At 32.3% G+C, this 14,349-nt stretch carries 10 protein-coding genes; 6 read left to right on the top strand and 4 right to left on the bottom strand.

Annotated elements, in window-relative coordinates; genetic code table 11:
* Positions 1-8 precede the first annotated feature (8 nt).
* The 3 genes from QSH13_RS11705 to QSH13_RS11695 all read right to left on the bottom strand — a co-directional run bounded on the left by QSH13_RS11705 (position 9) and on the right by QSH13_RS11695 (position 5,512).
* Positions 9-1,742 carry a type I secretion system permease/ATPase gene (locus QSH13_RS11705; RefSeq protein ID WP_109397009.1) on the bottom strand — a complete coding sequence of 578 codons (1,734 nt, stop codon included), beginning with the start codon at positions 1,740-1,742 and terminating at the stop codon, positions 9-11.
* A 167-nt stretch (positions 1,743-1,909) separates the two neighbouring features.
* Positions 1,910-3,364, bottom strand: coding sequence for a ZapA family metalloprotease (gene zapA / locus QSH13_RS11700; RefSeq protein ID WP_109397008.1), 1,455 nt, complete (start codon positions 3,362-3,364; stop codon positions 1,910-1,912).
* A 348-nt stretch (positions 3,365-3,712) separates the two neighbouring features.
* Positions 3,713-5,512 (bottom strand): M10 family metallopeptidase C-terminal domain-containing protein, encoded by a 1,800-nt coding sequence (locus QSH13_RS11695; RefSeq protein WP_286039161.1) that lies wholly within the window; start codon positions 5,510-5,512, stop codon positions 3,713-3,715.
* A gap of 533 nt (positions 5,513-6,045) precedes the next feature.
* Between QSH13_RS11695 and QSH13_RS11690 the strand changes: the two genes are divergently transcribed.
* Positions 6,046-6,930, top strand: coding sequence for a helix-turn-helix domain-containing protein (locus QSH13_RS11690; protein WP_109397006.1), 885 nt, complete (start codon positions 6,046-6,048; stop codon positions 6,928-6,930).
* Here the strand turns inward: QSH13_RS11690 and QSH13_RS11685 are convergent.
* On the bottom strand, positions 6,924-8,180 hold the full coding sequence (locus QSH13_RS11685) for a Zn-dependent hydrolase (protein ID WP_109397005.1): 1,257 nt from the start codon (positions 8,178-8,180) through the stop codon (positions 6,924-6,926). The two genes, QSH13_RS11690 and QSH13_RS11685, sit on opposite strands and share 7 nt — an antisense overlap.
* 796 nt (positions 8,181-8,976) lie before the next feature.
* Between QSH13_RS11685 and nanA the strand changes: the two genes are divergently transcribed.
* The 5 genes from nanA to QSH13_RS11660 all read left to right on the top strand — a co-directional run bounded on the left by nanA (position 8,977) and on the right by QSH13_RS11660 (position 14,227).
* Complete coding sequence (nanA, locus tag QSH13_RS11680; RefSeq protein ID WP_286039162.1) at positions 8,977-9,876, top strand: N-acetylneuraminate lyase; 900 nt, start codon at positions 8,977-8,979, stop codon at positions 9,874-9,876.
* 132 nt (positions 9,877-10,008) lie between these two features.
* Complete coding sequence (locus QSH13_RS11675; RefSeq protein WP_162556466.1) at positions 10,009-11,481, top strand: MFS transporter; 1,473 nt, start codon at positions 10,009-10,011, stop codon at positions 11,479-11,481.
* A gap of 12 nt (positions 11,482-11,493) precedes the next feature.
* On the top strand, positions 11,494-12,339 hold the full coding sequence (locus QSH13_RS11670; protein ID WP_286039163.1) for an alpha/beta hydrolase: 846 nt from the start codon (positions 11,494-11,496) through the stop codon (positions 12,337-12,339).
* Between the two features lie 60 nt (positions 12,340-12,399).
* Positions 12,400-13,107 carry an oligogalacturonate-specific porin KdgM family protein gene (locus QSH13_RS11665; protein WP_109397001.1) on the top strand — a complete coding sequence of 236 codons (708 nt, stop codon included), beginning with the start codon at positions 12,400-12,402 and terminating at the stop codon, positions 13,105-13,107.
* A gap of 16 nt (positions 13,108-13,123) precedes the next feature.
* Positions 13,124-14,227, top strand: a complete 1,104-nt coding sequence (locus QSH13_RS11660; protein ID WP_286039164.1) for an N-acetylneuraminate epimerase — start codon at positions 13,124-13,126, stop codon at positions 14,225-14,227.
* Positions 14,228-14,349 lie beyond the last annotated feature (122 nt).

The raw sequence follows: 14,349 nt of genomic DNA, 5'->3' as shown, positions 1-14,349 counted from the left end.
TCTCAATATTAAATATTGCTTTGTGTAATAGGCGTTGTTGTTGGTGTACTTTTGATTACTGATGATTTATTTAACTCTGCAATAACTGCTGTTGTTGAACCAAATAATTTGGTGTGACCATCGAACAGTACTAAGAGTTTATTGGTTACTGAGAGTAATTGTTTTTGATGTGTGATTAATATGACGGTTTTTTTATTCTGTTTAAGTATTTGAATTGCTTGTATTAAAGCCTTAATACCTAAGTCATCTAAATTAGAATTGGGTTCATCTAAAACAACTAGAGTAGGATCACCATACAATGCACGAGCTAATGCTATACGTTGTTGTTGTCCTCCTGACAATCCTTCGCCATGAGCGCCAATAACGGTTTCATAGCCATCAGGAAAACGTAAAATCATTTCATGAACATTTGCCATCATCGCTGCTTGAGTGACTTTTTGAGGATCTATTTCAGAAAATCGGGCAATATTTTCGGCAATTGTTCCGGGGAAAAGGGCAATTTCTTGGGGAAGGTATCCAATATATTGGCCAACTTCACTTTTATTCCATTGATATATATCTGCATTATCAAGACGTATGGCACCAGTTTTAACTTCCCATATACCAACAATAAATTTAGCTAAAGAGGATTTACCCGAAGCACTAGGGCCAATAATGCCAAGTACATCGCTGGGACTTAGTGAAAAATGAATATTATTTAATAGTGTGCGTTCTGTTTGAGGGTATTGAGCTTGATTAATATTTACTGTCAATTCACCTTTAGGAGCCGGTAGCGCCATTTTTTTATTTTCTTCAGGATACGTTTTTAATAGTGTGGTTAACCTTTTATAAGCTTCTTTACTACTATCCCAGTTTTTCCATACAGCAATAACTTGTTCAATTGGCGCTAAAGCACGACCTAATAGTATTGATCCTGCGATCATCATTCCTGGGCTAATTGTATTATCTATTGCTAACCATCCACCTAATCCTAGCATTAAAGATTGCAGTGCCATTCGAGTCACTTTCGTTATTGCATTAACACCAGCTGCATTATCACTCGCGTGAGTTTGTGCCTGTAGATATTTAAAGTGAGTAATTTGCCATTGATTACGTAAATAACCCAACATTCCCATTGCTTCAATAGGCTGTGGGTGTTCAAAATGATGACTTTGTATTACTTGTGCTTGATTAGCAAAATCATTGGCGCTTTTTAATGATGATCGAGATAAATATTCATTAAGAATTGCCAAGGAAAATAAAACGAGTGCACCACACAATGCAAATAATCCTAACCATGGATTAAATAATGCAATAACAAGAAGGTAAATAGGGAACCATGGTAAATCAAAAAAAGTAAAAATGGCGTGACTTGTAATAAATTGCCTAATAGTCACTAAGTCATTAAATGCTAAAGAAGAATTAATTCCGGGGGTTTTGTTTAATTTTGCTTGATATGCAGCAGTATAAATTCTTGAGTTTAAAGATAAATCAAGCTTGTTACTCATTCTAATGACAATAATACTTCTTAAGTATTCTAACCCTCCCATAAAAATAAATAATGCTAACATAATAAGTGTTAGCATTAATAAAGTCATTTCATTACCTGAAGGTAATACTCGATCGTAAACTTGTAACATATAAATGGATGGAACTAACATTAAAATATTTATTAAGGCTGTAAATATTCCAATGGAAAGAAATACCTTTTTTCTCTCTTTTATAATATCTGTTATTTCATTATTATTTTTGCTTACTGACATAATGTTATTCCTGATTTTATTTTTATCTGTTTTATTGCTATTTACTGCATTTTTTCTATCAATAAAGAGTGAACACTCTATCTTTTTTTTAATAAGATAATATAAAAATAACTCCTTATAGGTAAAAGAAAGGTAGGAGAAATGTCTTTCTCCTACTCAATTATAAATTAAACAATAATGTCAGTTTCGTAATTAACAAATCCTATAATGTCAATTTTGAAATCATGGCTATATCCATAAGCAGAAGCATTAATAGTGAGTTCGCTTGAGTTTGCTGATTGATCATATTTAATGGTTGCTTCATTCGAGCGATCTGTAAAGTTATCAACAAAATTAAGGAATTTATGGCTAAAGGTATTTTCGATTAATTCTGATAAATCAATCTTATCAATACCCGATTTGAAGTCCATTATCTTGTCAGCAGCATAGGCTAGAGAGTCGGAGATTTCTTTATAAATAAAAGTATTGCTACCATCATCGCCCCATAATATATCTTGACCACTGCCACCATACAGTATGTCGTTACCACGGCCACCATGCAGTTGATCGTCACCACTGCCACCGATGAGAATATTATCAGCATCATTTCCATAGATAATATCATTACCAGAGCCACCGATTGCATTTTCTATTGTAACGCCTTGTGCAATAGAAACGTTTTTCTGTAGTCCGCCAACATCAGAGAAATGACCTTCACGTAAATCAATAACTTGATCTTGATAATATCCTGAGAAGTCAAAAGTATCGTTACCACTACTATCCCAAACTGAGAATATTAATTTATCATTACTGCTTGTTGCCGTGTAATAATTAATACCTGTATTTGAATTAAAACCGTAAACATCATCACCAACTCTTGTTGTTGTATTTGCGCCATAAAGGTATTGCATGGCTGAAATATCATGAAGTAGAGGAGCGCCAGCATAAGCACCTTGGAAATGTGCCCCAGTTTCTTTTTCATCCCAATAGCTCATAACAGTATATTGGCGACTATCTTCAGCGTAATCAGATTTTAAATAACCAGGTACATTTTGCCCTGCGTTATAATCGCCAGGATGCTTTAAGCCAAGTGCATGACCAATTTCATGGATAATAGTTAAACGACCATAATTACCTAATTCAGGTGTTGTATTACCTGCATAATAATTGTCACTAAACCAAGTTTGACCTGAAATATCACGTCCATAATAACTAGGTGTGTTTGGTAGTGTTGCATAAGCTTGGAATTTGCCGTTTGGATCAGTAATATTACCAAAAGTAATATCTGATTTTACATCTGGCGCTACTTCGGTAAATTTGATATTTGCAATATCAGACCATGCATCTAAAGATTGCCTTGCATGATCTTTTTGTTTTGAATTAAATCCATAGGGATCTTTATCACCGAAATCATTAAACTTTTTACCCGCCCAAGTTGGGAATGAATATGTCACCTCAGCCGCTTGTCCAATAACAGACTTTCCATTCCATGTGGAATTTTCACGTGCAATATGTTTTCCTGCATCATCATAATTAAAAGAACGTAGAGTTATAGCTGAGAAATTATAAAAAATATCACTCTTATCTAATAAATCAGAAACATTAGATAGTCCTACTGCTTTTTTTAATAAAGAAGAACCCATAATATCCTCCGGATATCAAGTTTAATTTAAGTTTATTTTCACATTGAAAATAGTTTTATTATCTAGCTAGTGCCAGAAATAATAAAGATAGACATTTATTGATATTAATCTAGAGGGGTAAAATATGATTTTAAATAATTGTGAAGTCAGGGGTGTTTTAAGTCAGAATAATTTAATGATGTAAATAAATCTAAAGTTACTTTTTCTGTGGGGATTTTTTTTATTGTTATTATTATTTTAAATAAGACTTTCTATTCTTTTATGGAATATTCTTATAACTAAAAGTGTTTAATATATTACTTGATAATTTATTATCAAGTAATATAGGAAGTAATAGCGATATTTTAATTAACAGAATAAATCTTCATGTTCGTATTTTCCGACGAGTTCAATATTTAAATATTTAGGCGTTAATTTATCTGCTGTGTTTATTTTTAACTTTGTAATGTTATTAATATTGTCATAATGAAGATTTCCTTCATCATTATTTAGATGATTTGAATTAACAATATTAATGTTCTTTATAATATTACCATTATCTGTTTTTTCATAAAAAAAGATTTTATCAATGCTTGATTCAAAATCAGTAATTAAATTTGAGGAATTATTATCTTTAATATTGAAACTAAAGGTATCATAACCTGTACCACCTGTTAATTTGTTATTACCCATCCCTGCATCTAAATAATCATTGCCTTCTCCCCCATTAAGTACATCATCCCCTTCAGAACTAAGTAAAATATCATTACCTAATCCACCATCAAGAGTATTATTCCCTTCGTGATCCCAAAGATAATCATTTCCTTGCCCACCATATAAGTAATCGTTGCCAGCGGAACCTATCAGAGAATCATTTCCTTGTTCTCCATATAAGTAATCATTGCCTTCTTCTCCATAAAGATAATCATTTCCTTCTCCACCATATAAGATATCATTACCTCTTTTACCGTATAAAGTGTCATCACCAAGTTCACCAAATAGGCTGTTATTAGCATTATTCCCAGATATGATATCTGTTTGACTACCTCCTATTGCGTTTTCAATAACAGTATCATAGGCAATAGAAATATTTGCACGTAATCCACCTACATCAGAAAAACTCCCTTCATTCAGATCTATTTTTTGATTAACGTTATATTTTGAAAAATCTAATGTATCTATGCCACCAGCATCCCAAATACATGTAATAAGTTTATCTTCAGATGTTTTTAATGAATAACAATCTTTTTTTGTATTAGAATTAAAACCATAAATGGTATTACCAATGCGTGTAGCTTTATTCTGTCCATATGTTTCTTGAATAGCGTAAATATCCATTAACTGAAGGGTTAATGGAGTCATGCCTTTAAAATCAGCATCTTTAAATTCAGGATAATTATATGCCATTATTGAGTATTTAGTGGTGTTTTCTGCATGGTTAGTTGTGTTTTTATTAGTAAATGTATGATTTAAACCAAGAGCATGTCCTAATTCATGATTAATTACTCGCTGTATATTAGAGCCTTCTTTAAGTACATTTTCTGTATTATCAATATGAGCCCGAGCATTATTATTTTTTAGTAGAAAATAATAGCTATTGTTTTCATCAACTATATAATCAATATTATTATTTTTAGAATTAAATTGATTTACTCTTATTTTTTGTTCAGGGGTTATTGTTGATTTACTTATGTATTCAATGACATTCATGTCTGAAATATTTATCCAAACTTGTCCACTAAAACTATAATCTTCAACTTTCTCTATTTTATTTTTTATTATTTTATTATTTTTTTCTAAACTGTTTGGTTTATAGGCAAATCCTTTTGTTGTATAGCTTGAGTAACCTCCAAGTTCATTAATATTATTATACAGACCAAATTTAATGTCTGTATCTTGTTCCCCACTTACTTCAATAAATTTAATATTTGCAACATCTTCCCATTGCTGGAGTTTTTCTCTAACTAAATCTTTTCCTTTTTCTGTAAATGTTGTAATTGTTTTATATTTATTACCTCTTAATGCAGACCAGTTAGGAAAGCTATAGGTTATTTCAGTATAACCTTTTTCGATATTATAATTATCCCATTTATTATATTTTTCGTTTATTTTCATTATATTGTAAATGTAATGAAAATTAGGTGATATATTTTTTGAATACTTATTCATGATTAATACTCCTTTATTTTTTTGAGCGGCGGGTAGTTTATCGATAACCGGCTAAATGCCTTTCAAAAAAGAAATATTTTAAATTATTTTGAAGTTAATTAATCTTGTGAATTAGTGTTAGAGTGAAAGAAGATAAGCTTTATTATTATATAATAATGATATTGTATGATTTTTTATTTATGCATTTACATCGTGGGCTCATTTAATGAGCAACTTATATGTGTTTGATTGATCTTTTATGGATTAATAAATGTGAGTTAATGAATAATAAAAAAGTGCTGTTATATCCATTAACAGCACTTTTTGTTTTTTTATTGTTAATTTTTACTACTTTAACCCTGGTGAGGTTACCTGCTAAAAGCAGGTTTATTGATATAGACTAACTTTTTACTGCAAACTACTTTTATTTACCTCATTGTGAGGAAGGTGATTCTTTTTATTTTTGGTTTAATTTAAACTATCTGAACTGACGTCTTATTATTGTGCCGTTACTTTACCCTAGTACTTTGTGCATTTGGGAGCCAATTATAAATATGCCTTACATACCTAGAGAAAAAATAGATTACCAATCCATTGGATATCGCTTGCGTGCTTACCGCATAGCCTCTTCATTAAAAGCTGAAGATGTAGCAGAAAGCTTGGGTATTTCTCGTGCTGCTGTATATCGGTTAGAAAAAGGCGAAATTGTTAAAATTGAAACACTTGATAATCTTGCTAGATTATTAAATACCTCATTAACCAGTTTGTTGGGCATTAATACTGAATATTATTCAAGTGCAAATGGCTTTTTTGAACGAATGCGCCAACTTGAAACTCAATCTTCACATATTTATACCCACTTCGAACCTTTCTCTTACTTATTAACTTCAGATTGTTATGACAAAACATTGGTTGAAATGTTAACAGAGGCATCACCTTTAAACCTTTTGTCTGAGAAACAACAAGAAGTTTTGTCTATTTTAAAAGAGCGTAAGAAACATCAGTCCTTACATTCACCTCATATTTATAACCTTATTAGCCAGCAACAAATTGAGAAATTTCTTTATGTTGGCATGTTAGGTTCGGTTAATTTAACTAAAACACTGCAACAAGAAAGAAAAAAACGGGCAAAAAATGAAATTCTTCATTTAATTGAAAAGTTAGAACAAAAAAATAGTTATCTTAATATTGCAATCATTTCAGACACTATGCCGTCTTTAACTTTCCAATTATTTTATCAAGATAAAGTACCACTTTCTCTAGCCGTTAGCCCGTTCCGCTTAGGTGAATTCCCTAATGTCAGTACGGGCATTGCCACTGTAACTTCTTCAACTGAGGCGATATTTCAATATCAATCTCTTTTTGATAAGTTATGGTTAAAAGCGACCAAGGGAAATGATGCAATTAACCTTTTAAAACAAATAGTTAGTAATTATTGATTTGCTAATGTGCCTAATGTTTCTGCTAATAAATCTGCAGCGACAGCAATATCACTAAATTCGGTAAATTCATCAGGGTGATGACTAATACCAGCAACTGAAGGTGTAAAGATCATTGCAGTCGGATAAAGTGGCGCTATATTCATTGAGTCATGGCCTGCGCCACTTAGCATTGTCATATAGCTGATATCGTGTTTTTGGCACAAGCTTTCAATAACTTGGCAAATTGAATCATCTAATTTGACTGGCGATTCAGCAGAAATCGGTTGAACATCAATAGCGACACCAAAATCTTTTTCTGCTTTTTCAACACTATTATTTAGGCGCTGTACAACACGTTGAATACTTTCTGTATCAATACCTCGAATATCAACCGAAAATTTTACTTGCCCTGGAATGACATTCATAGAGTTAGGGGTAACATTGAGTTTACCCACTGTACCTACTGTGCCATAGACGGCTTCAGTACATGCTGCACGGTTAATATCAGTAATAATCTCTGCACTTGCTACTAAAGCATCTTGACGTTGATACATTGGTGTTGCACCAGAGTGATCAGCATGGCCATTAACAGTAACTGAAAAACGTGTCGGTGCTGCAATACCATTGACAATACCAATAGTTTTTTTGTCATTCTCGAGGCGTTTACCTTGTTCAATATGAAGCTCAACAAAGGCACTAAAACGATCTTTTGTGATTAAGCAATCATCAAAATTATCATGCTGATAGCCCAAAGATTTTAGCACTTCAAAGAAGTTATTGCCGTCATCATCTCTATTTTGTTCCCAACGTTCTTTATCTATTTTTCCTGTTAATACTTTACTGCCAATACAGGAAAAGCCAAAACGACTAGACTCTTCTGCGCGGAAAACAACTAGTTCAAGGTCACGTTTAAGTTGTTGTGGTTTGTATTGCATTAAGGCATAAAATCCTGCGATAACACCTAATGCTCCATCATAAGCGCCACCTTGAGGAACGGTATCAAGATGAGATCCTGTACCTACAGCGGGTAGTGAACGATCTTGTCCTGGTAATCGTGCATAAAGTGTACCAATACCATCACGATAAACTTCAAGACCCGCTTCTTTCATTAAACTAGCAAGATACAGATGAGCGGCTTCATCTTCTTCGCCATAGGCAATACGAGTGATCCCCTTGCCACTGTTATCTTTTTTATAAATTTGCATTGTCTCGATTAATGCTTTCATATCATCAATCGAATAATGAGTTGCTGTATCTTGTTGAGTCATACGAAAATTCTCCCGTGGTTTCTGTAATATCTCTTTGTCTAAAAAATGAGACAATTTGAGGATTAAAAAAGCCATCTTCAAAGATGGTCACTGTTTTTATAATCATTACTTATTATATTTACTGCTGAAGTTATATTTCGTCAATGATAATTAGGGGGAATTTCATATTCTGTGAGGTAGGTATTAATTAAAGTGAGATATATATCCGGAGTATTTCTTAAATGAATTTAAATTGTATGATAAATGTTATAAAACAGATCGCTTTTATTTTATATATAAAAAAAACTAAATATTTTAAGATTTAAATGAAAATAATAATTAGTACGAATAATATTTTTTTATTTTATCTTTTTGAGTTTATTATTTTTTTAGATAAATGGATCATTCAAATTTTATGCTAAATGTACCGTGTAATTAAATTTTTTTATTTGTATTAATAATTTTATAAATAGATGGAATGGTTATATCGAGCACTATTTATAAAATTTAGGTATTGGATAGTATTAATCTCTGTCACTTAATTAGTAAATTTACTATTAAGAAAAATATGTTTATCTAGAGCACTAAATTTTCATGTCATTGAGCTAACAATATAGCTTCATACTTAGAACGTTGTTTTCTTTGTTATCAATTGAATTATAAGGATATTTTATTTTTCATGCAAAAATAATTTGAAAAAGATCACATAATATTTTTTTTTATGTGGTTTTTTTAGGTATAGATTGGTGTACTAGGTATACCAATTTTGCCTTGCAAACAAAGAAGCAACTATATACAGATAAATTCGGAGATAAGTATGACATCAGTACTCAATGGCGTTATTTCAGCATTACCAACTCCATTTGATAGTGAACAAAATGTTGATGTGGATAGTCTCAGGCGCCTAGTACGCTTTAATATTGAGCAAAATATGCATGGTTTATATGTAGGTGGTTCTACAGGGGAAGCATTTTTGCAAAATGCTAAAGAAAGAGAAGCTGTTTTTGAGGTTGTTGCAGAAGAAGCAAAAGGAAAATTAGCTTTAATTGCACATGTTGGAGGAATTAGTTCTCGTGAAAGTCAGGAATTAGCAAAAGCAGCTAAAAAATATGGCTTTGATGCTGTCTCTGCGGTGACTCCTTTTTATTATCCATTTTCATTTCAAGAAATCTGTGAGCACTATAAATCTATTATTAATGCTGCTGATGGATTACCTATGGTAGTTTATAACATACCAGTATTAAGTGGTGTTCGATTATCCTTAGAACAAATGAATATGTTGATTGAATTACCAGGTGTATGTGCATTAAAACAAACATCTGGGGATTTATTTCAAATGGAACAAATCAGAAGAGCCCATCCTAGTTTGACCCTATATAATGGTTTCGATGAAATATTTGCATCTGGAATAATTGCGGGTGCGAATGGCGGGATTGGTAGTACTTATAATATTATGGGATGGCGTTATAAGAAAATATATTCTTTATTAATGTCTGGTGATGTATTAGGTGCTCAAAAAATCCAAAGTGATTGTAATGGAGTTATTGATACATTAATTAAAACAGGTGTGCTTGCTGGTATTAAAGTTTTATTAAAATATATGGGGGTAATTAATTCTCCTGTATGCAGATCGCCATTCTCTCCTGTTGATGAAAAATATCTTCCTGAGTTAAATATCTTGGCTAGAAAATTATTGGAAGAAAAAAATAGCTATTAATCCTTATTATTATGAAGGCTCATTTTATTGTTTTTGTTAAATGGAATGAGCCTACTCTAAAGGTGATTAATAAATAATATTTTGAACTTAATATACTTCCTTATTCATTTATATATTTATATGGGGTCATATATGGAATCTGATATGCAAAAAAAGGTTTGGTATAAACATCTCTCGCCTCGACAATGGAAAATATTTGCAGCAGCATGGACTGGATATTTACTTGATGGCTTTGATTTTGTATTAATTTCTTTGGTTCTTACAGAGGTTCAACATGAGTTTGGACTGACAACAGTTGAAGCTGCCAGTTTAATCTCTGCTGCATTTATATCTAGATGGTTTGGTGGGCTGGTTATAGGGGCGCTTTCTGATAAGTGGGGGCGGAAAATGGCAATGGTTTTAAGTATTGTCCTTTTCTCTCTTGGTACTTTAGCTTGCGGTTTAGCACCTGGCTATACAGTTATGTTTATTGCCCGTATTGTTATTGGGCTTGGAATGGCTGGAGAGTATGGTTCTAGTGTCACATATGTTATTGAAAGTTGGCCAGTCAGATTAAGAAATAAAGCAAGTGGTTTTTTGATATCGGGGTTTTCAATCGGAGGAGGGCTTGCTGCTCAGGTTTATAGCTTAATTGTTCCTGAATGGGGATGGCGCTCTCTTTTCTTTGTTGGAATTATACCAATTTTCTTTGCATTTTATCTCAGAAAAAATTTACCAGAATCAGATGACTGGAAAAAACGTCAGGCTGAAAATAAACCTATAAGAACAATGATTGATATTTTATACAAAGAAAAAAATAAGTATAAAAACATCTTATTGTCTGGTGTTGCATTTACCTGTCTTTATGTCTGTTTTTCAGGTGTAACTGCAAACGCGTTATTAATTACGATAATGGCATTGTGCTGTGCTGGGGTGTTTATTAGCTTTATCTGCCAGAGTATGGGAAAACGTTGGCCAACAGGTGTCATGCTAATGTTAGTCGTGATGTTTTGCTTCCTTTATGGATGGCCACTACAGGCGTTTCTGCCAACGTGGTTGAAGGTTGATATGCAGTATTCACCTGAAACTGTTGCGTTGATATTTACATTAGCTGGCTTTGGTTCTGCTGTTGGAAGTTGTATTGGCGGATTTATGGGGGATTGGTGGGGAACCCGTAAAGCATATGTGATTTCTCTTCTTATTGGGCAACTTGTCATAATTCCAGTTTTTTTAGTAGATAGGGAATATGTATGGTTACTCGGTCTGCTTATATTCACTCAACAGGTATTTGGTCAGGGTATCGGTGCTCTGGTACCTAAAATTATTAGTGGCTATTTTGAAGTGGAACAACGAGCTGCAAGTTTAGGGTTTATCTATAATGTCGGTTCTTTGGGTGGGGCTTGTGCACCTATATTAGGCGCAATGCTCGCATCACAATTTAGTTTAGGAACCGCAATGTGTTCTCTTGCGTTTATTTTAACATTTGTTGTATTGATTCTTATTGGATTTGATATGCCATCAAGAGTTCAACGCTGGATTAATCCAGAGGTTGCTTTAGAGTTCGATACAGTCGATGGAAAACCTTTTTATGGAGCTAAAAAGAATAAACAAAAAATAGATATATAAAGCAGGTCTATGATGAAAGGAAATATACTGCTTAAATTCAAAGAATATACAATAAAACATTATTTTTTAGAAAAAGATAAATTGTTATCAATTAGCGAGTCAACGGAATATTTCTGTGAAAATGCTATTTTATACAATATTAAAAAACCTATTGTAACAGTTGTTCAGCCATATGTAAGTAATAAACACGGTATTATCATTATTCCAGGTGGAGGATATCGTAGAGTTGTATATGGTATAGAAGGATTATCTGTTGCTAAATGGTTTGCATCAAAAGGATATACATCATTTATTTTATCTTATCGAATGCCCGATTTTAAAATAAATTCTTTTCCTTTTCCTTTTATTGATGCATTTAATTCGTTGCAATTTATAAAACGATGGGAGGAAAAACAAAATATTAAGTTGAATAGTGTAGGAGTCATGGGGTTTTCAGCGGGTGGGCATATAGCAAGTAATTTGGTTATTCAGTGTTATTTAAATAAGGTGGATATAAATATAAAACCAGATTATTTAGCATTGGTTTACCCGGTGATATCTATGCAAAAAGATATTGCACATTTGGGGTGTAAATTCAATCTTATAGGTAATTCATCAAAAGAAAATATATATAGTGCGGAATTAAACATTCCCGAGGAGATGCCTCCAGTTTTTATTATTCACTCAATAGATGATACGGATGTTTCATTTAACCACTCGTATCGATTCTTTATGGAGTTATATAAAAAGAAATTATCTGTTGATTTACACTTATTTGAAAAAGGAGGGCATGGTTTTGGTATTTCTGAATTAAAAAAAACACCTTCTGAAAAATGGAAATATTTATTCTTAGATTGGTTTGAAGCTAAAAAATTTTAAAACAATGCTGTATGAAATATCTCATATGATAAAAATCTTATTTTAAATATAAGGGTAATTATGAAATATAAATCAACGCTATTATTAGCGCTTCTTAGCATTCCTTTTTGTTCGCAGGCTTTAACGCTAAACTTAAGAGGAGGATATCGAAGCGCTAGTCATGCTTATGAATCATTGGTACAAGTTAGTCATGGATGGAGCAATGGTTGGTGGGCGAGTTTTGAATCTACTAGTTGGAATAAAATTCATGACAATAGTAATGAATTGCTTGCTCTGAATTACAGCAAAATAGATTTAAATAAAACATATAAACTTAATGATAAGTGGAGCTTAATCCCAGGGATCCAAACCCAATGGATGTCTGCAGGTAGCCAATACAATCCTTATCTTAAATTATCTTATCAAGTCAATCCTGATATTAATCTCGGTGTTCGTCTTCGTTATGATTGGAAAGCGTTTCGGCAAACAGATCTTGATGGAAATTCCTCAAGAAATAATCAATACCAAATTGATGGATATTTCACATACAGGATAAACGATTCGTGGTTATTTGCTTGGCAGACAACAGCATATACAAAAGCGAATAACTTCAGATACGGGAATCATAAAAAAACAGCAACAGAAAATGCATTTGTTGTTCAATATAAATTCTCACCAACTATTACACCATATGTTGAATATGACTATCTTGATAAGCAAGGTGCCTATCTTGGTCGGGATAATTTACACGAAAATAGTTATCGTATTGGTGTTCTTATAAACTTTTAATAAGTAAGGATAATATATGAGAATATTAACTTTGCTATTGGTTTTAATATGTAATGTAAGTGCGTATGCTTCTGTTCTACCTAATCTTCCTGAACCATTGAAGTATGGAGTTGGTGTTGCTGTAAATAATAATATTTATGTTGGGTTAGGAAGTATGGGGCAGAATTGGTATAAGATAGATGCCAATTCAGAAAATAATCAGTGGGTCAAAATTGCATCTTTCCCTGATGTTCCAAGAGAACAGGCAACTGCGATTACTTTAAATAATAAAATTTATATTTTAGGTGGAATTGGTAAAGATAATTCGGGCCTGACAAAAGTACAAGAATATGTTTATGTTTATGATATCAAAAAGGATAAGTGGGAGAAATTATTAACCCGTCCTCCTGTGAGTCTTGCTGGACATATTTCTTTTGCCTATAAAGATCAAATAATATCCTTTGGTGGAGTGAATGCTAATATATTTAATGGATTATTTCATGATATAAATTATGCAAATAATAATACTTCGCTAAAAGATAAAATAAATGAAAATTACTTTAGTAAACCTGAGGAAGATTATTTTTTAAACAAGCAGATTATTTCATTTAGTCCTGATAATAATCTTTGGATGAATTTTGGAATATTACCATTTGCTGGCACGGCAGGTTCTTCTGTTGTGACCGACAATAATCACATTTTTCTTCTTGCAGGCGAGCGTAAGCCAGGTCTTCGTTCAACATCTGTGTGGGCTGGTAATATAAAAGATAGAACTATTGAGTGGTCAAAACTTCCTTCTGTTGCAGTACCTGATGGTGTATCTGGAGCATATGGTGCTTTTATTAATGGTAATTTAACTCTCGCTGGAGGGGCTTATTTCCCTGGCGCGATTGATAATTATAACAAAGGGTTATACTGGTCTCATAAAGGTTTAATAAAACATTATTCCAAGGATATTTATCAACTGAGAAATGATAAATGGATCAGAGTTGCTTCTTTGCCGGAAGGAATTGCATACGGTGTATCACTTCCGTGGAAAGATGGAATGCTTATTATTGGTGGTGAAAAAGGTAACGGAGAGGCAATATCCGATATATTTTTCTTGAAACAAAATGGTGATGACGTAAAAGTCATTAAATAGAATAATAAATAGCCTATATTATAAAAATATAGGCTTTTATTTTAAATTAAATATAGATGTTTTATTAAACATTAATCACTCTACTGGAATTTAATTTATTAAAACTTTTATTATTATGGTAT

Origin of the sequence: Proteus faecis (assembly GCF_030286765.1) — a bacterium.
Classification (GTDB): Bacteria; Pseudomonadota; Gammaproteobacteria; order Enterobacterales; family Enterobacteriaceae; genus Proteus; species Proteus faecis.
This window is presented reverse-complemented; position numbering and strand designations above follow the sequence as displayed.